Here is a 21,424-nt window from a genome sequence, read left to right as displayed (position 1 = left end):
CGGAGAAGTCACCGCGACCGTGTCCAAAGGCCAATTCGCACTCTGGCTCCCTGGTGGCGAACTGATGGACGCTCACCATGGGCTAAACGTCATCGTGACCTACCGTGACGGAACAACTGAAATCCATAGGTTGAGCCTCTAACCGGCACCCGACAATACCCAGACCGACGGTCAACCTCATTCGTAAGGTTTTGGGGCTACACTCAGCGAACATGCGATTGCTCGTCATTGGGGGAACAATGGAATCAACAGCCAAGAAGTGTATTCACTGGGGCATTGTCCTGATCATTGCCGGCGGGTTTATTCTCCTGCTACTCCCCCAGTTGCTCGTCTTTCTCGCAGATACTGCGGGCACGTCAGCAGCCATCGGCGTCGGGGCAATAGACATCGTTCTCACACTTGTTCGCTGGGCGATGATACCGATGGGTACGACCTTAATCGGCGCTGCAATCGTCATCCGGACCCTAGCCCCGTCATTTGAACGTCCTCGGACAACGAATACCTTTGGCGCCTAGATCCAGCCGATGTCGGAATCCTCCAGAAAGCTCCCAGCCGCGTAAATAGTGCCCGCAAGAGGATCCTCCACCGCAACACATTTTTGTGGGCAGTTAAAGAGGTCAGCGGCGTAGAAGTGGTGGTCAGTCCGCGGGAACGGGGCGATGGCGCCCAGCCACACCCAGCCTTCGCGGAGGATCATAATCAACGGGTTGAAGGACCGGATTTTAGCCGCGTGCCCATGAACCCGGATGGCTGCGGAGTGGTGACGGATCCACACATACACCCGCGGTGGCTCCGGGAAGGGGATAGGCCTGACGTTGTCGACGTTGAGCTCGGCCATGCGCGGCATGATCAGCTCTTCGCGCATCACAAAATCCCACGATCCGCTGATCCATTAGCTTCGCGTAGTGTGCCACGTACCGGTTTTCTGGCGGAACAAGAGGGACCCCTATCAGGTGAATGTGTGAGTTTCGCATCCGATAATGGGTGCAGGAGGAAATTCACAGGTCATGGCACGTAGACGTACCCCCTGATCAGGTCATCGCGAAGGTCCGTCAGGCCCAGAAGATGTTCAACGACGGACGGCCGATGTTCGAGGTCATCAAGGACCTGGAGGTCACCGAGGCGACCTGGTACCGGTGGCTGAACCAGTACGGTGGCGAGAAGGCCGAGTCCACGAAACGGACTAAGGAACTGGAGAAGGAAAACGCCAAGCTGAAAAAGCTGTTAGCCGATTAGGTCCTGGCCAATGACATTTTGAGCGAGGTGGCCCGGGGAAACTTTTGAGCCCTGAACTCCGGCGTCGTGCGGTCCGCATGGCGCAGGAGAAGTTCGGGCATCCGAAAGGTTCGCCTGTAAAGTGCTCGGCCAAACCGCTCCGCCCTTCGCAAAGGCCGCCCGGAGGTCAGCTTCGAAGAACAGCAGCTCAGAGCCGATCTGCGGGCGGTGGCCGTGAAGCATCCGGTGTGGGGTTGGCGGAAGGCACGCTGGCATCTGCTGGAGCAGCCCCGGTGGGATGGCGTGGCGCTCAATAAGAAGCGCATGCGCCGGCTCTGGCGGGCCTCCACTACTCGTTCCCACTGCGTGTGCCGCAGTGATCGAACGGATACGCTTAGCGCAACTCCTGGAAACAGTGACGCCGCCGAACGCAACTCTCAAGCGAGAGCGCCTCGGCCAGTCGAAGGAACAGCTATGAAAGCGCTTGTTTACCGCGGTCCGGGTCAAAAGGCATGGGAAGACGTCGCAAATCCCACCATTCAAAAGCCAACCGACGTCATCGTGAAAATCGAGACCACAACCATCTGCGGCACCGATTTGCACATCCTTAAAGGCGACGTCCCAGCAGTTGAACAAGGTCGCATCCTCGGACACGAGGGTGTCGGCACGGTCACTGAGATCGGATCTGCAGTTAGCAGCCTTGTGATTGGCGATCGCGTGATCATCTCGTGCATTTCCGCCTGCGGACATTGCGACTACTGCAAACAGGGAGTATTCTCCCATTGCCTGGGTGAGGAGGGTACTTCCGGGATTGGGTGGATCCTTGGACACCTTATCGACGGGACCCAGGCCGAATTCGTGCGCGTCCCGTACGCGGAAACTTCCGTTTACAAAATCCCGGACAGCGTCAGCCCTCAAGAAGGAACATTGCTTTCCGACATACTGCCGACCGGCCACGAAATCGGCGTCCAGTACGGGGCCGTTAAGCCCGGTGACGTCGTCGCTGTGATCGGCGCCGGCCCCGTAGGACTTGCCGCAATTGCTACTGCGCAGCTGTACGGGCCGGCACGAATCATTGCGATTGACATCGACCTGAACCGGGTTGAGCAGGCCAAACTGTTCGGCGCAACAGACAGCATCGTGTCGACGGATGCCAACTGGAAAGATCAGGTGATCGCTCTGACTGACGGGCTAGGGGTCGACGTCGCCATCGAAGCAGTGGGAATACCGGAAACCTTCGGGATGGTCCTGGACATTGTCAGGCCCGCCGGTCATGTGGCAAACGCAGGGGTCCACGGCCGGGGAGTGGACCTGCCGCTGGATAAACTCTGGATCTCAAACATCACCATCACCACGGGCCTGGTGAACACCAACACGACCGGCACCTTACTCAAGCTGGTAGCGCAAAAGAAGTTGCCCGTCGACCAGTTCGTGAGTCACACTTTCAATCTTCGGGACATCGAAAAGGCATACGACACCTTCTCGCGCGCCGGAGAAACAAAGGCGCTCAAGGTCATGCTCAACGCCTGAGGCGCACCTTGCCGCCTTCGAACGAGGAGCACGGCCGGATCTGAGATGCGCACGGTTGGGAACGGACACGTGAGCCCAGCCACTGGGCACCGGATGCATCGTATTTCTCGCCGCGAGTCGCGTTCGCGGCAGTGAGCGGGCGGACACTGTGATGGAGGGAGCGTGATGTCGGCGCAGTAGCAGGCTCCTGTTCGTCCGGTTCATAGGCCCGGGAGAGCGGGGTTTTCCGCTGACGGCGCTGCCGTGCGCGTCAAAGCCGGTATGACCAACGTGGTGCCCGATACTTCCAGCAGGAGCTTGTGGGACATCTTCACGGCTAACGTCCTACCCTTTTCAATGCCATCGTCCCTGACAGCGTTGCGCTGCGTCTGCTGCTGGGCCTGTGGCGGGACGCGTTGTTTGGTCTCGCGGCCGGTAACGCCCTGATCGGTGGTGTCCAGACGAGTTTGGCGAAGAATTCATTGGATCGCCTAGCCCTTTAGCCTGGGTGGTCATAATCTGCGGGACGGTCAGTAAGATACGGCTGCCAGGTTCCGGCGCTTTGTCAAGGGAGCGAGTTGGGCGGATACTGGCTAGCGGCGTCTGGACCGGACGATTGCTTTTCGGATTTCCTCGACCCACAGCACGGATGATCCAGTGAGCAACGCCAGGCCCCATTGGGCGGAGCTAAGTGCGGTGGTGTCGAAGAATCCCTGCAGCATGTCGAGGTTGACGACCAAGATCTGGAGTATCACCACTGCCAGCAGGGCAACCCAGATGCTGCGGTTGGTGAACGTCTGCAGTGAGAACACAGAGCCGGATTCCGAGCGAACGTTGAGCAGATTGAACACCTGAAAGAAAACGAAGGTGGTGAACGCCAAGGTGGTACCGAGCAGCGGATCGTTGGAACTCTCCGGGAACAAGGCCGGCGCCAGGGCGAGCACGGTAATGGTGCCCGCCGCCATAACGAGGCCTAGCCCCAAGATCCGCAGCAGTCGTCCGCGGGTCAGCAACGGTTCGTCAGCCGGGCGCGGCTTCTGTTTCATGATGTCCGGTTCTGCCGGATCGACGCCCAGAGCAAGAGCCGGCGGACCATCCATGATGATGTTCACCCACAGGATCTGCAGCGCGGTGAACGGAGCCCCGCCTGCCAGGCCGAACACCCCGGCGGTGAGGAAGATCAGAACGAATCCCCACGCCGTGGTGAGCTGAAACTTCACGAACTTAATGATGTTCGCGTAGATGCCACGGCCTTCCTGGATGGCGGAAATGATCGTGGCGAAGTTGTCGTCCGTCAGGATCATTTTCGCCGCGCCCTTTGACACATCCGAGCCGGTGATGCCCATGGCGATCCCGATGTCCGCCTGCTTCAGCGCCGGCGCGTCATTCACGCCGTCGCCGGTCATAGCCACGATATTGCCGTCCTGCTGCAGCGCCTTGACCACGCGGATCTTGTGCTCGGGCGCCACACGGGCGAGCACCCCGAATCCGGTGGCACGCCGGTTAAGTTCGTTGTCGTCCAGGTCATCCAGCTCCGTGCCGGCGGCGGCTTCACCGGGGATACCCAGCTGGGCCGCGATGGAAGACGCTGTGACCAAGTGGTCACCGGTGATCATATGCACCGCGATTCCCGCAGCGCGGGCCGTCGCGATGGCCTCCGCCGCCTCCGCGCGCGGCGGATCCACAATACCGACGACGGCGTAGACGGTCAGGTTAGCCGTGGCGGCGCGAAGCTCATCGCTGTCCGTCGGTAAGGAACCGTCCAGTCGACGCCCGGCAATCATCAGGGTTCGCAGGCCGTCGGCCGCCATTGCCCGGATACTCTCCTCGACTTCTTCCCGGGCCACATCTGTTAGCGGGCGGATTCCCTCGGGGGTGAGGATCGAATTCGCTCGGTCCAGAAGTACGCCCGGCGCGCCCTTGGCGAAGCAGCGGAACCTGGCAGGAGTGCTGTCTCCCCTGGTGAAGTTCTGTTCGTGGAAGGTGGCCATAAACTTGTAGTCCGAATCGAATGGCACTTCCGCCACACGCGGGTGGTTCTTTCGGACACCTTCGACGTCGATCCCGCCTTTTCCGCCAATGCCACCAGCGCGCCTTCTGTAGGGTCGCCCACAAGGGTGCCATCCCGGATCCCGGCGTCATTACAGAGGGCCATGGCCAGCAAGGCATCCGACATAGCGGGCAACGGCTCGCCGTCGCCACTAAGAATTTTTCCTTCAGTGGAGTACCCCTCGCCGGTGACACGAAAGGAACGCCCCAGAATATGCAGACGCCGGGCCGTCATCTCATTCAAAGTGAGGGTGCCGGTCTTGTCAGTGGCGATGTGAGTGGTGCTACCCAAAGTTTCCACGGCGGAGAGCTGCTTGATGATCGCGCCACGGCCCGCCAGCCGGGAGGCGCCCATCGCAAGGGTAAAGGCGACCACGGCGGTGAGCCCTTCCGGGATGGTGGCTACGGCGAGTGAAACAGCGGTGATGAATAGCTCGGACCAGGCTTGTCCGCGGAGGAGGCCCAGCAGGAAGACGACGGCGACCACCGCCAGGGCCACGACGGTCAGCAGTTGGGCGAGTTGATCGATTCTTTTTTGCAGCGGGGTTTTTCCCTTGCCGGCACCTTCGAGGAGGGTTGCTATGCCGCCGATCTGCGTGTGCATACCTGTGCCGGTGACTACCATGACGGCCCGCCCGCGGCTGACGTCCGTGTTCATGAACAGCATGTTCGCCCGGTCTCCGAGAGGCAATGCGGGATCCTTAAGGACGGCGCCAATCTTTTCCGCGGGCTGAGATTCGCCGGTCAGGGCGGCCTCAGCGACCTGCAGCCGCGTGGCTTCAAGGATCCGGCCGTCCGCCGGGATGGTTTCCCCTGCTTCGAGCAACACGACATCCCCAGGTACCAGTTCCTCATTGGAGACTTCCACTTCACGCCCGTCTCTGCGGACACGTGAGGTATCTACCGACATGGTGCGCAGCGCTGCGAGACTGTTCTCGGCCCGGCTCTCCTGAAGGTAGTTCAAGAGAGTGTTCAGCACGATCACGGCGAGGATGACGACGGGGGTTTCCCATTCCCGGGACACGACGGCGCTCACCACCGCGGCGACGATGAGCACCAGGATCATCCTGTCGGAGAGTAGCCGCAAAATCTTCTTCCAGACCGGCACCCTAGCCTCGTCCGCGAGTACGTTCGATCCGACCCGCGCCCGCCGGACGCCCACCTCCGCGGTGGAGAGTCCCACGGACGGGTCCACATCCAGGTCCGCCGTAATCTCGGCAATTGACCGAGTATGCCAGCCCTTCATGGCGACACCGGAAACCATCGGAGTTCCTTCTTCTCATCGCAATACCAAAATAGTTGCCCTGAGGTCAGGCTATCGGTCCAGCGGTCGCGAGGCTGTTGATGAAAGGGTTGATCCACTGTTAGCAGTCTAGCTGGCAGTGCCCCTGCGGCAGTCGCATGGCATCGGCACCCTCACCAAGTCTGTTCTTCGTCTAGCTCGAAGGAGCCTAAACCCCCGAGACCGGCCCAAGGATCGACAACACCGGAACCGGCGGCGTCCTGCGCATCACCGACCCGAAGGCATTCATCAACACGAAGAGTAACGCCCTTCACGGTATGGCGAACCACACGACCACATTCGCTCCCCTAGCCGTTCCGCCGAGTTCCGCCAGCACTCAATTGAAGGCCTCGACGTCAACAGCCAAGACGCGACCTGGTCCCGGACATCGCACTTATCCGTAGCGATGGATTGAGCCAGTTCGTCTGTAGCGGTGCGATCTCCGAGACTGCAGGCCTAAACTCGGCAAGCTCGCCGACGCCCGGTTGCCGTGGTCGAGGAACGATTGCGGAAGAACTGGTCGCCGCAACAAGTCAGCGACGATCTGAAACGGGTGCTTGCGGGGTGGGAGGAGATGCAGGTGTCCCACGAAACGATCTACCAGTCCCTGTTCGTTCAAGGCCGCGGGCACCTCCGCGCTGACCTGCATAAACACCTTCGAACCGGCAGCCCCGTGGCCTGCACTTCACCTCGAAAGGGCGCATCCGGGTGTCATATGCTTTCGAACCGCTTCGATGCCGCGGCCCAACGGGAGGTTCTGACACTGATGAATCAGAACAGGTCACCGCCAAAAGTGACGACGGTGTCGTCGCACAGCACGGTCCTCCTGCGGAGCGCAGTAGCGATGGCTGTTGCATGAGTCACCGGGATGTCACTCGGGCCACGCTTTGGGGGTTCTTTCAGTGGTCGAGTTCCCGCACGAACCCGGCAAATCCCGGGATGGTGAACTCCAGCTGACCACGGTCCGCCGGTTGAATGAGGCCCTTGTCGATCAAACGTGCCCGGGGCGTCGATAATTGGTTGCTCGATACGCTGAGGAGATCAGCGATCGCCGCCCGCGATACCTGTCCGTCCCCGACCGATGCCATGGCGTTGAGCATGCGTCGCTCGGCGGGAGAGCAACTTCCCCATCGCGCCCGGAAAAGTGCGTCCAGGTCGGAGCGCATCGCTACGCGCCCATGCTCGACGGCTTCCACACTAATGACGCCACCCGGGTCCGGGCGTCCAGCGGCGACCCATGCGGCATCAGCGATCAACTGCACTGAATACGGGTACCCCTGAGCAATAGAGAGCGCGAGACCGACTGCGGGTGCAGTCCACGTCACACCCAGTGCCCTCGCTGGCCCAATGAGCGCGATCTCCTCCGCGTCTGGGCTCAGCGGTCCGAGAGGGCGATACGCAATGCGTTCACTGAACGTGACGACAGCAGCGATCGTCTCCGGTGCGTTGGGTAGCCCGGCGGCGAATACCGCGGCAGGGACGTCTGAGCCCTCCGCCTGGAGATGTTGCCACGCGTACACGAGCGTTCGAAGTCCTGTAGGGTCTGCGGCTTGGATCTCATCGATGAAGAGTACCAACCCGTGGCTCTGCGCTGCCGTCTCCCGTATGACGTCCTCGAATGTGCGCACACCAGCGGGTTCTCCTGTTGGGCCGGGCCGTCGCATTGTTCCCGCGACGTGAGCAACGCCGGGGATACCCACCGTCAGCGTGTCGAGGAGGCCCTTCACCCGGGTTCGGGCCGAGTCTCCGAACGACCGCGCGGCCCGATCGATCTCTTGAGCGATCTGCGAGACCAGGCCCTGTTCCTCGCCTGCGGTAACCCAGACCGTGAGTACGTCGCGTGCCGTAGCTCGCCGCTGATACTCGCGCAGCAACGATGTTTTGCCATATCCGCGGGGTGCATGATCGACCCGGAGCCGGCTNTACTCGCGCAGCAACGATGTTTTGCCATATCCGCGGGGTGCATGATCGACCCGGAGCCGGCTGACGAGCCGACCGAGGTCAACCAGCGTCGATAAGCGTTCATCGACCTCAGCAAGCTGTTTCGCTCTCCCGGGCACAACACGAGCGACCTCGCCTGGGGTGTATGGACTCGGCTGCATCAATCACCTCGAACTATTTGTTATGAAGTAGGGCTTTCATAACAGTCGATCGGTGATGGTGGCAGAAGTGAGTAGGCGCATCGACGCCCCGGACGCCTAACGGCCGCATTCCCCTCTGCAGGGCAGCGCCCGTAAGCCGATCGGCTAACGGGCGGTCGGATCAGCCCGTGTATCAGAGCGCCCAGCGTTCAAGAGGACGGTCTCGCCCCTTGTAGGCTAAGCCTTGATCCACCGATGGTGATTGGAGGGCTGTCGGCGGTTTCGTGCTGCTCCACGTGCTGTGCTGCGGCCTTCCATTGTTGCTGTCCGCCGGAGCCCTCGGTGCGACCGGTTTACTGGTAGGTAGCCCGTGGTTGATTACCGCCGCGTTTGTTCTGGCCGCCGGAGTACTGGTTTGGGCCTTCCGGCGGAGGTCCGCCCGAGCCCTTACGAGCGGGGATGACTGCTGCGCCCCAATAAAACGGGCCCACGATCCGGTGCGAGACGGGGCGGAACAATCAACAATTGCTCGATAACTCCCCAGTATCTAAGCGAAGGAGGCATTGCCGGCACTTGAGGGAACCAATTCAGAGGTAGCTGCAGATACGTTCAGCATTGCACTGATCAGGATCGCCTGCCGCAGCGGATTCGTAGAACCCCGCAACGGATTCCCTCAGCGCGGTAAGTTCGGCTATCTGCTGGTCCAGGTTTTTTAGGTGCACGGAAAGCTGGTCCCGCACATGGCCGCACGGCGCGTTACCGGCGTCCCGGATACGGAGGATGTCCAAGATTTCAGCCAGGGCCAGCCCGGCCACCTGGCTGCGCCGGATGAACTCGATCCTGCTGATGGTCTCCTCCGGATAATCCCGATAGCCGTTGGTGGAACGATCAGCGTAGGGCAGCAGCCCCCGCTCCTCATAAAACCTCAGCGCCTTAGTCGTTACTCCGGATGCCGCTGCAACTTCACCGATACGCATGATTTACCTCGTTCTGGAAGGACTCCTTAACCTTCCATGATACTGGAGGGTTAAGGGATAATTTAGTTTCGCTTCGCCTTGCTGCTCGATTCCCAAAAGCGGCCGGCCAGTGATCGGAGCACCGCGGGGCTTCCAACTCATCCGAGCTTTGTCCCAGTACGCTCGGCTGCCACTTTCTGCCACGTCTTACGTGCAGCAATCAGCACCGGATCCCACAGCGGGGAAAACGGGGGCGCATAGGACAGGTCAATATTGAGCAGTTCCTCAACAGTCATTTCGTGCCAGAGCGCGACTGCCAGAACGTCGATGCGTTTGGCGGCTCCTTCCTCACCGACAATCTGTCCGCCAAGCAGCCGACCCGTGCCGCGTTCAGCGATGAGCTTGGTGCGGATGGGTTTCGCCCCAGGGTAGTAGCCGGCCCGGGTGGTTGACTCCACAACCTCAGTGATTGGATCGAAGCCGGCCCGGCGCGCCTCGTCTTCTCCAAGCCCGGTCCGAGCAGCTTCAACATCGCAAATCTTAGTGACAGCGGTACCGATCACCCCGGGAAAGGTTGCATAACTGCCCCCAATATTGATTCCGGCGGTGCGACCCTCCTTGTTGGCGTGGGTACCCAACGCCATCCTCACGTGACGCCGTGCAACACGGTGAAACTTCTCGACACAGTCGCCGGCCGCCCACACCCCCTCGATTCCGGTGCGCAGTCTCTGGTCCACCGCTATTGCTCCCGTCTCACCCAGGGGTATTCCTGCCTGTGCCGCCAGTGCAGTGTTGGGACGTACCCCAAGACCCAGAATCACCACGTCGGCGGCAAGAGTCGTCTGGTCGGTCACGACGGCGGACACCTTTCCATCCGTGGTTTCAAAGCCAGTCACGGTCTCATTGAGCCGAACATTCATCCCATAACCCAGCATGGCATCGGCAATGAGTATCCCCATGTCGGGATCCAGTCCCGGCAGCGGGGCCTGTCCCCGCCCGACGACGGTTATTTCCACACCCCACGCACACAGCGCTTCGGCCAACTCGAGTCCGATGTATCCGGCGCCGACAATCACGGCCCGCCGTGGCCGTTCCCGCTCCAAGGCGGCCCGGAGAGCGAGCCCCTCATCGAGTGTCTGCACACCATAAATTCCCTCCGCACCGATTCCGGGCAACAGGGGGCGGACCGGAAGCGCGCCGGTGGCAACCATGAGCTGGTCGAAACCTTCCCAAACATCCGTACCGTTGGATAAGTCACGGACCCGCACGGCCCGCCGGTTCAGATCGATCTCAAGGACCTCATGCTTGACCCGCGCATCAATGTCATGGTTCCGGGAAAACTCCTCAGGTGTTCGGGCAATCAGTGCACCGGCATCAGCCACGTCTTTCCCAATGAAGTACGGGATGCCGCACGCCGAGTAAGAGGTGTAGTTACCGCGCTCGAAGGCAATGATTTCCAGCTCACTCCCAGGCACCTGGCGGCGCGCCGCAGACGCCGCACTCATCCCTGCTGCATCACCACCGATGACGATCAGACGTTCAACCACGAAATTCCCTTCCATATAACACTGTCATGGCCTTCACCAGGGGGCGATTGCCCCACCCGGGCTGTACGGCAGGCTCTTTGTCACGGACCAAATTACCCTCATCTTGGCCCGGCAGCGGAGGGTTGCACCTCACAGGGTTTCCCTGCACCGACAGCATTCTTCATTTTTTCACCATCTGCTGAGCCGGCTCGGGGCAATAGTTGCTTACCAGCAGAGGCGGGGCCTGCTACTAGTGGAGGTCGAGTTTTTCGAGAGCTACCTGGTAGGCCTCGTGGTAGGTGGGGAACTGGGCAACCTGGTCCAGGAGCGTGTCAATGGGCAGCCGTGTACGGATCGCTAGGGAGGCGTGGTGAATCCATTCGCCGGCCATCGGCCCCACCGCCCAGGCTCCGATAAGTACCTTCGCGTCAGTATCCGCGAGTAATCCCAGGTGCCCGCGTGGGTCCTGTTCGTAGGTCCACGGGCGCGCTATGGCCTTGGCCAGGTCAAGTTCCGCTGCGGCGGTGCGGATGCCGCGACTTTCAGCCTGCTCGTGGGTCAGCCCGGCGGCGGCGATTTCAGGATCGGCAAACACCACCCGCGGTATGCCCCCATAGGTGGCCGCGTGTGGTCGGCCGAGGATCGCATCCGCTGCGATCCGGCCCTGGTATTTCGCCACATGGGTGAAGGGCATGATGCCTGTGACGTCGCCGATGGCCCACGTGTTGTCGCCGGCCCGGCAGTGTTCATCCACCTGAACCTCCCCGTGATCACCGAGCTTCACCCCGGCGTGTTCAAAGCCGAGTCCTTCGGTGCGCGGTTTGCGGCCCGTGCCGAAGATCACGACGTCGGCTGCCACCTCACCGACAGGTTCCCCGTTGCGTGTCTCGAGTTCGATAATGCTGTCGGTGCCCGTGCGTCGTGCCCGGGCAGCGGAGGTGCCGAGCCGGATGTCGATACCGGCTTCCTGCAGGTACTGGTGGGCCAGTTCACCGACCCGGGCGTCTTCCCGGTCGATCAGCCGTTCCCCGCGGTGGACAAGGGTGACTTTGACTCCGAAGCGTGCCAGGAACGTCGCCGTTTCCACGCCGACCGCGCTGCCGCCAATGATGACCGCCCGCCCGGGAAGGGTACTGGCGGTGTAGGTTTCACGGTTGGTCCAGGCCGTGATCTGATCGAGGCCTTCCAGCGGCGGAATCACGGAGTCCGAGCCGGTGGCGATGATGATGTGTTCGGCCGTGACTTCGCGGTCTCCGGCCTGGATCTGCCCTGGTCCGGTGATCCGGGCTTCATCCTTGATCACCACAGCGCCCTCGTCGGCGTACCCGTCAACCTGGGCCTGATCGTTGAGATCGCGGATCATGGAGTCGCGGTACTTGGCGGTTTCCTGCCAGTTCACTTCGGCCCCGGAAACCCCGGCTGCTCGTTGCACCTCGGTACGTGCTTCCGGTGGCCGCAGCACTGTTTTGGACGGGATGCATGCCCAGTAGGCGCATTCCCCGCCGATCAGTTCGCGTTCGAAGACTGCGACTTTCTTCCCGGCTTTGAGCAGGCGGGCCGCGGCGACCTCTCCGCCTGGTCCCATGCCGAGTACGGCAACGTCAAAGTGTTCGCTCATGCTGATCTCCTTCAGATGTGGTTGATCTTTCGGGTCCTTCTCGTGAAGCTCTCATTTCCGCGTCAGTCCGGCTGCGAACCGGGTATTCATCCAGCTGCTGCCTTGGATTCAAGCTGCTGCTGGGGTCCTTATATTCAGCAGGTGCAGGACTGCACTGCGTTCCCGGGATTGTTAGTGGCGTGCACTGTTGTCTGGGCGAGCATTTTTTCTGCCATGGACGAACCCAGCTCGTAAGCTTCTTCCACGGGGATCACGGTGCCACCGGGGTGGCTGTCAATCCACGGTTGGGCTTCTTCCGGTGAAGCGAAGAAGTGCACCTGGTTGCAGAAGGACGAGCGCACTGAACTCATGTCATCGGGATTGACCAGTGACACGACAGCGCCAGCTGGTTCGACGCCGGTGACGCCTGTGGTGCCCGCGGTTACCCGGACGGGTGGGCCGGTGGCCTTGTAGGCGGATTCAATCCGAGCCGATGTTCCCAGAAGCGTAGGGAAGATCAGGGTGTCCAATGCGCACCAGGTATAGAGCTGTTCGCCGTCTACCTCGAAACGGTGCTGGGTAGGGCGCTGGGTCAATCCCTGGCCGATGATCCGGCCGGACCCGTCGTACTCGGTGTCGCCCATCGCCTCCAGCGCGGTACGGACTTCCTCCAGGGGCCGGCCGGTGGCGGCGGCGAGATCCGCAGTATCGACCGGGTCGCCCTGGGCGAGGAGTTTCAGCAGGGGCAGCCAAAGCCATGGCTGCATGCCGGTTTCGGTGGAGGCAAGCCGGTCGGTCACCTGATCGATGCTGTTCGTCATGGACCCGTTTCTTTCAGTGGTAGTCGGTGTTGGTGTGGGCTGCGGTGTCAGGAGGCGCAGCAGGAGAGCCGTGAGACGTCGGTGTTGAAGGACTGGGCGGTGATTTTGAGGCCTTCGGCCATGGTCAGGTACGGGCTCCACAGGTTCGCGACCTGCTGTACGGTCATACCGGCTTCAAGAATGTAGACGCCAGCCGCGGCGATGTCACCGGCTTCCTTGGCCACAGCAGTGATGCCCATGATCCGTCCGGTCCCTGCTTCTGCGACGATTTTGATGAACCCGCGGGTGTCCCGGTTGACCAGGGCACGAGGAACGTACTCCAGCGGCAGGACCCGGCACTCGCACAGAATCCCGGCCTCACGTGCCTGTTTGTCCGTCATTCCCACCGCCGCCAGGGTCGGCCCGGTGAACGTGACCCGGGGCAGATGCCGGTAATCCACTTCACGGCCGGCATTATTGAAAGCGTTCTCGACCATCAGGGTGCCGTGGGAAGCAGCCACGTAAACGAATTCGGGGTGCCCGGTGACATCGCCGGCAGCCCAGATCCTTCCGTTGGAGCTCACAAGCGTGTCATCGACCAAAACCTCGCCCTTATCCCCAGTCTTTACGCCCACTCCGTCCAGGTTCAGACCGTCGGTCACCGGGCGCCGGCCGGCGGCGACCAGCAGTTTCGCTGCCCGAATTTCCTCCTGCCCGCCTGCTATCGCTGCCTGGGCCACAATGCCACCATCACCGTCCGTGGTGACAGAGGAAACGGTGGCCCGGCGGAGAACCCTGATGCCTTCGTCGGCGAAAACACCCATCAACGCCCGGGATGCTTCGGGTTCCTCCTGCGATGCCAGACGGGACCGCACCAGCATCGTCACTTTGGAGCCGAGCCGGGCGAAAAGCTGCGCCTGTTCCAGGGCCACATAACCGCCGCCGATGACCAGCAGGGATTCAGGTACCTCATCGAGTTCCATGGCCGTGGTGGAGGTCAGGTAATCCACCCCGTTCAGCCCTTCGATGGGTGGGGCCCACGGCGTCGATCCGGTGGCCACCAGGTAGTGCGCGGTGTGGATCGTATCCCGGGTTCCGTCCGTGGCGGTCACTTCCAGCACTGGTTCCGCCGCGGTCCCGGCAAACACGGCATTACCCTGGCGCAGTTCCCACCCGTATTCACCGATCAGGTCCACGTATTTATCCGAGCGCATGTTTTCCACCAGGGAACGCTTACCCCCAATGAGCCCGGCCATGTCCACGGGTTCGGCGGTGGTCGAGATGCCGGGGAACCTGCCCGAATCCAGGGCAGTATGGCGCGCCTCGGCAGCGGCCAACAAGGCCTTCGAGGGAACACACCCTGTGTTCACGCAAGTCCCGCCCACCGTCCCACGCTCTACCATGACAACCCGTTTTCCAAGGTTCGTTGCACGGATAGCGGCGGCGAAAGCGCCACCGCCGGAACCGATGACGGCCAAATCAAAATCCGGTACTGCCTCAGGCATAAAAATCTCCACAAGTCTTCTCTGCAACGCACCGGCGGACCCGGCGGCTGACTATTCGATGAGGTGCTAACCCAACTCTGTACCTTCCCTTTCGGGGGAAGGTCAAGAGTTTGGTGCACTAATAACGGGTGGCCGGCCGCGGTCGACAGTGGACCATACGGCTTGGGCCATACTTTATCCGGCGCGAACGATCGATTCCGTACGTGCAATGCGGTGATGAGGTGGTGTGACTGTCGTACCTGGATTGCGCATCCGGACTGGGCTAAATGGCGGGCGACGCCGGGGGCGGAGCGCAGTGGTTGATCGACATGCTGGGATCGCACGCAGAGAAACCCTAAGCCTGAATCCACCGGTCGGCTATCGCTGATGGTCGGATTCTGATTCAGTCTTGTTTTCGGGCCGGGGGCAGGGTGGATGACAAGGACCTCGCTGTCCGGTGGTGTTTCACTGTTTCTTTCGGTTGCGCCGTTTCGGCTGGATTGACAGGGTTCAGGCCGGTTTGGGCGACGGGAGATCGTGTCGAAGAGCTTTTCCCAACTGTCCTGCCATGGCCAGTTTCCGGGCAGACGCAGTCTGATACGCCGGGTTGAAGACGCGGTCCGGGCGGCGACGTTGATGATTTTGGTCCGGATCGTCCCGGTGGTGGCTTTGGCGAACTGCCCTCCGGCGAGGGTGCCCGCGGCGCGGGTGAGGTTGAATGCCATGGCCACAGCGGCGAGCCAGGCGGCGTTGGCGTTGAACTTCCCTGAGGGTAGGTGGGCCAGCGGACCGGCGCGCAGATCGGAATGGACCTGCTCGATCACCGCGTGGGCGCGGTGGATCTTATCCGCCTTGACGGTGTCTAGGACGTCTGCGGCGACGGTGCTTGTGATTTCGTTGCGTACACGGTGCGGTAAACACGCTCGTTCTTGAGCATCGAGAAGAACGATTCCGCCATACTGTTATCCCAGCACACGCCCGTGCGTCCCATCGATGAGCGCATTCCCAGGCCGGCCACCAGGGCCCGAAAGTCGGCCGAGGTATAGACGCTTCCGCGGTCGGAGTGCCAGATCGCGTCAGGCTCGATCAGGGTCGTCGCGGCGGCGTTGTTGAGGGCGTCGGCGAGGAGTTCAGTGCGCATGTGATCGGCAATGGACCAGCCGACTACCTTTTTGGAGTAGCAGTCGATGACGGTGGCCAGGTAGATGAATCCTTGCCAGGTGTGGATGTAGGTGATGTCCCCGACAAACTTCATCCCGGGGCGGTCGGCGGTGAAGTCACGCCTGAGCAGGTCAGGCATGTTCGCCGCGGCTAGGGCATCGGTCTGGGTCGTCACCCGGAATGGCCGCGGCTGGCAGGCCAGAAGGCCTTCCTGACGCATGACCTGGCGCACTAGCTCGGGTGAACACTCGGTCTGTTCCGCCGCGAGGTCGGCGTGGATCCGCCGGTACCCGTAGGTGCCTTCGGATTCCTCAAAATAGTGGTGGATCCGCGCTATCAGGGCCTTCCGGCGGGTAGCGGTCGCCGATTGGGGGCGCTTGAGCCAGTCGTAAAAGCCGGAGGTTGACACGCCTAACCAGCAGCACATCTTCACGATCGGATTCAGGTTGATGGGCTCAGCTTTTTGGGAGTCGATGTATTCGTACTTGCTCACTACCGCTGCTCCCGCGCGAAGTAAGCGGCTGCTTTTTTCAGGAATAGAGTCTCCGAGCGCAGCTCCTGATTTTCCCGTTCGAGCTCTTTCAGACGGGCCTGTTCCGGCAACGTCACCTCAGTATCAGTGCACCCGTTGGCCTCGCGGTATTTGTTCAACCAGTTGCGCCGAGTCTCGGGGCCGACACCGTATGCGGTGGCAACATCCTTGATGGGTTTGGACGTGTTGATCACCTCACGGCACAACTCGTCTTTGAACTCCTGGGTGAAGCGTCGGCGTGCTGCAGTCATGCTGATCTCTACTTTCAGTAGACCCCCATTTTAGGAGGGCCCGCTGTCCGAAAACTCCATAGCAGCTCAGAACGTCTACGGTCCCGAGAACCTGGGGACGTCGCCCAAGAACTCAACGGACGGTCACGCAAAACACTGGACTGGGACACCCCAGCCGAGCGTCTTCGTGATTTACTGATAGCCAGCTGACTCGAGTGTTGCATCGACCCCTCGAATTCGCCTCAGAAGGGCATTTCTGGTTTAAAACGCCGGACCGGCCCCAACCCAACCGGTGGATTCAGGTTTAGCGCCCGTTGACAATGTGGCTACCTTCCAACTGCACCAGTGGGGTTGAAACTGCCGTAGAGCATTTCCACCCCGGCCTTCGGTGCGCCGAACTTCTCATTTGCGGCGGCGGCGCTCGGCGGCTCGCCCCACGGCAGCTTTCCGACAACCAGCTTCGGCACATTGATGTACACGCGGTTGTCCATGCTGTGCGTCACCGCATCCAGCGGGATATACGTATCGCGGTCAAACACGATGCCGCGTTTGACCAGCAGGTATCCCGGATCGCCGCCGTCGGCGGCCACAACCTCGACCACGTCGCCGATCTCGCCGCGGTCCGAGCCAACCACAGTGTCGCCCGGCGAGGGCGTCTGCTGTGCAGGTGCAGCAAGGCCGGCCAGGAATTCATCTACTTCCATCACCATGTTGGCGATCAGTGGATAGTTCACATGGATCGATGCCTCGTAGGCGGGCAGGCTTTCCGCACCGATCGCGTCCGACAGGAAAGTCACCGCATAGCCGTGCTCAGTGGCATGGCGCCCGGTGGACTCACAGCATAGATTGGCTGTCATGCCGGCGATCACCAGTTGTTCGGTGCCGAGCCGTTCCAGATGGTCGCGAAGGTCTGTTTCGAAAACGTCCGTGCCCTTGTGGGGCTCCAGGATGATGTCCGTGCTTTCGGGCTGCAAATCGGGGTGGAAGTCTGCGCCCCAAGAGCCGGCAAGGAACATCTTGTTCTCAAACATCAACCGGTTGATGCCGCTGCGCTGCTGGAGCCGGGCGTCGGCGTAGTCCTCTTCCGTGTAGGCCATCGGTCCGAAAAGCACGGGCACGCCGGCAGCGCGTGTGGCGGAGATCAGTCGCTGTAATTGACTCACCACATTGTTTTTCTTCACCGTGGATTTGGTCATTTCCCAGGCTGCGCCGCCTTCGGACAGGAAATCGTTGACCGGGTCGATCACCAGCAGGGCGGTGCGCTGCGGGTCGAATCCGGCGGTGTGCCCGCCGGTTGTATCTGCCTTGGTTTCACTCATGGCTTCCTCCTGGATATCGTTTATCTGTTTGCGAAGATCGAGGCTTTGTTTACGCGCCCTGACCGGCCATCTGCATCAGTCCGCCGTCCATGACGTAGGTGGCTCCTGTCACGTAGTCGCCATCGGGCGAGGCAAGGAAAACAGCGAGCCTGCCGATTTCAGACGGTTCCGCGGCACGCTTGAGGGGAATGGTCTTGACCTGCTCCTTCAGGTACTCCGGGTCATCGATTGCCTTCTGGTTGAACGGGGTGAGTACCATTCCCGGGGCGATGTTGTTCACCGTCATGCCGAGCTCGGAAATTTCGAGGACAAGGGTTCGAGTGAGGTTCCGCAGTGCGCCCTTGGAACAGTCATAGTCGGCTGCACCGGCCCGGGGCTGTTCCTCGTGCACCGAGGTGGTGTTGATGATCTTCCCGCCGCCGCCCTGCTGCTTCCGATGGTTGATGAAGTGTTTGCAGCAGATGAGCTGGCCGATGAGGTTGCTGCGCAGCGTGCGCTCAAAGTCGGCGATCTCCAGATCGGCGACGTAGGTCCCGGAGGCGTCAGCGCTTGCGTTGTTCATCATGATGTCCACCCGTCCGAAGGTGTCGAAGGCCGCCGCGAACATCTTTTTGACCTGCTCTTCGTCACCGTGGTCGCCCTGGACGATGATCGCCCGGCGGCCGTGGGACTCAACCTGCTGCTGTGTGGACTCTGCGCCGTCGCGGTCGTGGAAGTAATGGACGATGACGTCGGCACCCTCCCGCGCAAATTCGACTGCCGTGGCCTGGCCTATTCCTGAATCCGATCCGGTGATGAAGGCGACCTTGTCCTGTAGCTTTCCCATGAGTGTTCCTCTCCGTACTTTCAGTGGTTCAGTGGATTCCGGCCTGTCCGGCCTGGTCGTCCTCGGCTTGGGTAATTGCCCACGCCGCGTTGATCAGGCCGATGTGTGAAAGCCCTTGGGGGAAGTTACCAATCAGCCTGCCGTCTTTGATGTCAATCTCTTCCGAGAGGAGCCCGAGATCATTGGCGTACCCGGTAACTGCCTCGAAAATTTCCCGCGCCCGTTCAGGTTCGCCTGCCATGGCCCGGGCTGTGGCCAGCCAGTAGGAACAGATGATGAACGCACCCTCACCCCCGGAGCCCGTCCACCGCTGGATCAGGTTTCCGGAGGTGAGTTCACGCTCGATCGCGTCCAGCGTGGCCAGTATGCGGTCGTCGTCGGCCGGTAGAAATCCCATGATCGGCATCAAAAGCACACCGGCGTCGAGATGGTCCGAGCCGAAGGCACCGGTGAACGCCTTAACGCTGCTGTCCCAGCCCTTTTCGAGGATTGCGTCACGGACCCTGTCCCGTTCGCGCTCCCACACCGGGACCTTCTGGGCAGCGCCGAGACGGTCGGCGAGCTTCAGTGCACGGTCCAACGCCACCCAGCACATCAGCTTGGACGTCACGTAGTCCCGTGTTCCTTCCCGCCCTTCCCAGATGCCGGAGTCGCGCTCCTGCCATGTTTCTGCGGCCTTGTCGCCGACAGCAACCAGGAAGTCCCGGGTCTCGGCGGGGAGTTCGCCGAGTTGTTCCCGCAGAACCCACGCGCACTCGAACACTTCGCCGAGGACGTCAAGCTGCTTCTGGTCCCAGGCGTCATTACCCACGCGGACCGGCCGCGACTCGGCGTAACCCGCCAGATGATCCAGCTCGTGTTCCGTGAGGTTATGCTCTCCACCGACGCCGAACATGATCTGCAGATGTCCCTCACCGAGTGCTCCGGCTGACATGGTGATCCAGTCGAAGAACTGATGCGCCTCGTCCGGGCAGGCCGCTACCCAGAGCGCCTTGAGGGTCAGGCTGCCGTCACGAAGCCAGCCAAAGCGATAATCCCAGTTGGCGCTGCCGCCCGGCTCCTCCGGCAGTGAAGTAGTCGGCGCGGCTACAACTGCTCCGGTAGGGCTGTAGGTGAGTGTCTGGAGCACCAGGGCGCTGCGGTGCACCTGCTCCCGGTAGGCGCCGCGGTAGCCCTGGTGAATCTCACTCCAGGACCGCCACGCGGCGATTGTGTTCTCTAACTCGGAAGCGCCGTCGGTTGCCGGCGGCGGTGGGAGGACGGCGTCGCGGTGGTGAAGGGCGAAAACGGTAGATTCTCCTGCCTCCAGGGTGAAGGTTCCGCCAAGAGACCCGTCCTCGACAGTGAGGCTGGGTCCAGCGGTCAGCGTCAGGCGGTTCGCTCCGCCGATGATCGACCACCCGGTGCTGGTCTGCACGAAATGGGGTGTGATCAGCCCGTATTCCGGTCTCGGTGCAACCTCGACCGTCACTTCCACACTGCCGCGGGTGACCTCCACCTGGCGCAGCAACATATGCGGGGAATTGTGCCCCACTTCGTGACCCCGTTCCCCCGGGCCAAGCGCCAGAGCATCGGTCAGCAGCAGGTCCCCGTTGTCGCACTGGAACTCCGTCTCGAGCACCATGGTGCCAGGGAGATAGCGACGAGTGACGGTATAGTCTCCGATTGGCCGGATTATCCAGTGGCCGGTGTCGTGGTCCAGCAGACGACTGAAGATGCTGGGGGCGTCGAACCGTGGAGGGCACCACCAGTCGATCGAGCCGTCCCGCGAGACCAAGGCAGATCCCTGGCAGTCTCCGAGCAGCCCGTAGTCGGAGATCTCGGCCGTCTTAGCACTCGGTGCCTGCACAGTGAAGCTCCCTCGTCGTCTGCCTTTCAACCTAAACCTTCCACGTGGGGGAGAGTCAAGAAGTCCGCAGACCCGCTGGTGGTTGGGCTGGGTTTGGCGGGGCACTCATGGTTGCACCCTACGCCTCACTCCTCACAAATGAAACGCCTGGTCGTACGCCCGTAAGCCGATGCCCGACTGCATCGGTAGGTCCTGCAAACCTATGCAGGGATCTGCATGAGGCAAATCGTCTTTCCACAACGTTGTTCTGGTGGGGTCTCAGTGATGCGTAAGAGTGTGCTTGACCGCGACACTCAATGAGTGTTGGGTGAGGAAGCTGGACCGAACGTTCGGGTACCGACCCGATGGAAGCGAATCAACCAGCTCCGACGTCAGCGCTGTGACCCAGTGGAGGATTGGCATGTGATGGAGTAGGGGTTGCTGTGGTTGGGTCCCCAGGTGGACTCCTACCAGGGGCCTAACCTGTGCCGTTACTCCTGCTACGGTCGTAGATCCGAGACATAGATGTTGGTGTGATAACACCAAACGATGTTGTCCAGAATCTGACGACGAATCCTACGACCTCTATTCTCCTCTACTACGTTTCGGGAGAATCTTGCTCGCCTGAGACTTTATCCTCGGTGTCGGGTCCTTCGGCGGGATCTTGGGCGTGCTCCCGAGTGTCGGTCGGATCAGCGTTTGTGTCACCCTCAGCAGGTGCTTCGTTGTGATGACGTGCGGCTGGTTCCAGTTCCTCCGTCATTGCTAAAACCTTTCCTTATGGCTCTCGCCCGAAGACCACCGAGCTGATTAAGCGTGTTGTGTTCAGCGTACACTTCGGCTTCCAGTGCAGGTCAGACGGTTCTCGCACGACACTGATGGGGCACAGCACGGTAGTAAAGGATGGCAAGGAACGCTGGTTACTGAGGCGGAATCTGTCAAGGCGTTTGAGACACAGCCAAGTGGTTAGGCGTGTGAGGTGACCTCTCTTTGCTGTGGCTGGTTGATCCACGTAGCTGAGGGGCCCGC

13 protein-coding genes and 5 pseudogenes are annotated in these 21,424 nt (G+C 61.2%); 3 read left to right on the top strand and 15 right to left on the bottom strand.

The genetic code is table 11. From position 1 onward, the window contains the following. Positions 1–212 precede the first annotated feature (212 nt). Positions 213–515, top strand: coding sequence for a hypothetical protein (locus tag Y703_RS0101685; protein ID WP_155849365.1), 303 nt, complete (start codon positions 213–215; stop codon positions 513–515). Here the strand turns inward: Y703_RS0101685 and Y703_RS0101680 are convergent. Then, positions 512–865: a hypothetical protein gene (locus Y703_RS0101680; protein WP_026551346.1), complete on the bottom strand. Its 354-nt coding sequence runs from the start codon at positions 863–865 to the stop codon at positions 512–514. The two genes, Y703_RS0101685 and Y703_RS0101680, sit on opposite strands and share 4 nt — an antisense overlap. A 142-nt stretch (positions 866–1,007) precedes the next feature. Here Y703_RS0101680 and Y703_RS21190 point away from each other — a divergent pair. Both Y703_RS21190 and Y703_RS0101670 read left to right on the top strand, forming a co-directional pair. Continuing rightward, a pseudogene (locus Y703_RS21190) lies at positions 1,008–1,557 on the top strand (transposase); the annotation flags it as partial. A 132-nt stretch (positions 1,558–1,689) separates the two neighbouring features. Then, positions 1,690–2,745 (top strand): zinc-dependent alcohol dehydrogenase family protein, encoded by a 1,056-nt coding sequence (locus Y703_RS0101670; protein ID WP_026551345.1) that lies wholly within the window; start codon positions 1,690–1,692, stop codon positions 2,743–2,745. 572 nt (positions 2,746–3,317) lie between these two features. Here the strand turns inward: Y703_RS0101670 and Y703_RS22470 are convergent. The 14 genes and pseudogenes from Y703_RS22470 to Y703_RS0101600 form a co-directional block, all read right to left on the bottom strand. Continuing rightward, complete coding sequence (locus Y703_RS22470) at positions 3,318–4,571, bottom strand: HAD-IC family P-type ATPase (protein ID WP_216698842.1); 1,254 nt, start codon at positions 4,569–4,571, stop codon at positions 3,318–3,320. Positions 4,572–4,664: 93 nt separating this feature from the next. Then, a pseudogene (locus tag Y703_RS22805) lies at positions 4,665–4,742 on the bottom strand (hypothetical protein); the annotation flags it as partial. A 293-nt stretch (positions 4,743–5,035) separates the two neighbouring features. After that, a pseudogene (locus Y703_RS22535) lies at positions 5,036–6,019 on the bottom strand (HAD-IC family P-type ATPase); the annotation flags it as partial. Positions 6,020–6,954: 935 nt separating this feature from the next. Further along, on the bottom strand, positions 6,955–8,157 hold the full coding sequence (locus Y703_RS0101655) for an ATP-binding protein (protein ID WP_026551343.1): 1,203 nt from the start codon (positions 8,155–8,157) through the stop codon (positions 6,955–6,957). Between the two features lie 566 nt (positions 8,158–8,723). After that, entirely contained in the window at positions 8,724–9,113 is a 390-nt protein-coding gene (locus tag Y703_RS0101650; RefSeq protein WP_026551342.1) for a heavy metal-responsive transcriptional regulator, read from the bottom strand. 137 nt (positions 9,114–9,250) lie between these two features. Continuing rightward, the gene (locus Y703_RS0101645) at positions 9,251–10,639 is read right to left on the bottom strand and encodes an FAD-dependent oxidoreductase (protein ID WP_026551341.1); all 1,389 of its coding nucleotides are present in this window, start codon (positions 10,637–10,639) and stop codon (positions 9,251–9,253) included. Positions 10,640–10,868: 229 nt separating this feature from the next. After that, entirely contained in the window at positions 10,869–12,236 is a 1,368-nt protein-coding gene (locus Y703_RS0101640) for a dihydrolipoyl dehydrogenase family protein (RefSeq protein WP_026551340.1), read from the bottom strand. A 134-nt stretch (positions 12,237–12,370) separates the two neighbouring features. Continuing rightward, a complete protein-coding gene (gene merB, locus Y703_RS0101635) occupies positions 12,371–13,036 on the bottom strand; it encodes an organomercurial lyase MerB (protein ID WP_026551339.1) in 666 nt (221 codons plus the stop codon). 47 nt (positions 13,037–13,083) lie between these two features. Next, positions 13,084–14,520 (bottom strand): mercury(II) reductase, encoded by a 1,437-nt coding sequence (gene merA, locus Y703_RS0101630; protein ID WP_026551338.1) that lies wholly within the window; start codon positions 14,518–14,520, stop codon positions 13,084–13,086. Positions 14,521–15,035: 515 nt separating this feature from the next. Next, positions 15,036–15,371: pseudogene (locus Y703_RS22800) on the bottom strand (transposase); the annotation flags it as partial. 11 nt (positions 15,372–15,382) lie between these two features. After that, positions 15,383–16,443: pseudogene (locus Y703_RS17250) on the bottom strand (IS3 family transposase); the annotation flags it as partial. 305 nt (positions 16,444–16,748) lie between these two features. After that, a complete protein-coding gene (locus tag Y703_RS20635; protein ID WP_051427200.1) occupies positions 16,749–17,741 on the bottom strand; it encodes a cysteine hydrolase family protein in 993 nt (330 codons plus the stop codon). A gap of 49 nt (positions 17,742–17,790) precedes the next feature. After that, positions 17,791–18,567: an SDR family NAD(P)-dependent oxidoreductase gene (locus Y703_RS0101605; RefSeq protein WP_026551336.1), complete on the bottom strand. Its 777-nt coding sequence runs from the start codon at positions 18,565–18,567 to the stop codon at positions 17,791–17,793. A gap of 28 nt (positions 18,568–18,595) precedes the next feature. Beyond that, on the bottom strand, positions 18,596–20,416 hold the full coding sequence (locus Y703_RS0101600) for a glycoside hydrolase family 15 protein (protein WP_035763392.1): 1,821 nt from the start codon (positions 20,414–20,416) through the stop codon (positions 18,596–18,598). Between the last annotated feature and the right edge of the window lie 1,008 nt (positions 20,417–21,424).

The sequence above is a fragment of the Arthrobacter sp. H20 genome (genome assembly GCF_000520515.1).
Taxonomy (GTDB): domain Bacteria; phylum Actinomycetota; class Actinomycetes; order Actinomycetales; family Micrococcaceae; genus Arthrobacter_D.
Note: the sequence above shows the minus strand (reverse complement) of the source record. Positions and strands in the feature narration are given on the sequence as shown.

Bases quoted from the DNA above. Each gene is read 5' to 3' on its own strand.
- Y703_RS0101685 (WP_155849365.1), top strand. From the start codon at position 213: ATGCGATTGCTCGTCATTGGGGGAACAATGGAATCAACAGCCAAGAAG.
- merA (WP_026551338.1), bottom strand. From the start codon at position 14,520: ATGCCTGAGGCAGTACCGGATTTTGATTTGGCCGTCATCGGTTCCGGC.
- Y703_RS0101605 (WP_026551336.1), bottom strand. From the start codon at position 18,567: ATGGGAAAGCTACAGGACAAGGTCGCCTTCATCACCGGATCGGATTCA.
- merB (WP_026551339.1), bottom strand. From the start codon at position 13,036: ATGACGAACAGCATCGATCAGGTGACCGACCGGCTTGCCTCCACCGAA.
- Y703_RS0101670 (WP_026551345.1), top strand. From the start codon at position 1,690: ATGAAAGCGCTTGTTTACCGCGGTCCGGGTCAAAAGGCATGGGAAGAC.
- Y703_RS20635 (WP_051427200.1), bottom strand. From the start codon at position 17,741: ATGAGTGAAACCAAGGCAGATACAACCGGCGGGCACACCGCCGGATTC.
- Y703_RS0101680 (WP_026551346.1), bottom strand. From the start codon at position 865: ATGCGCGAAGAGCTGATCATGCCGCGCATGGCCGAGCTCAACGTCGAC.
- Y703_RS0101640 (WP_026551340.1), bottom strand. From the start codon at position 12,236: ATGAGCGAACACTTTGACGTTGCCGTACTCGGCATGGGACCAGGCGGA.
- Y703_RS0101650 (WP_026551342.1), bottom strand. From the start codon at position 9,113: ATGCGTATCGGTGAAGTTGCAGCGGCATCCGGAGTAACGACTAAGGCG.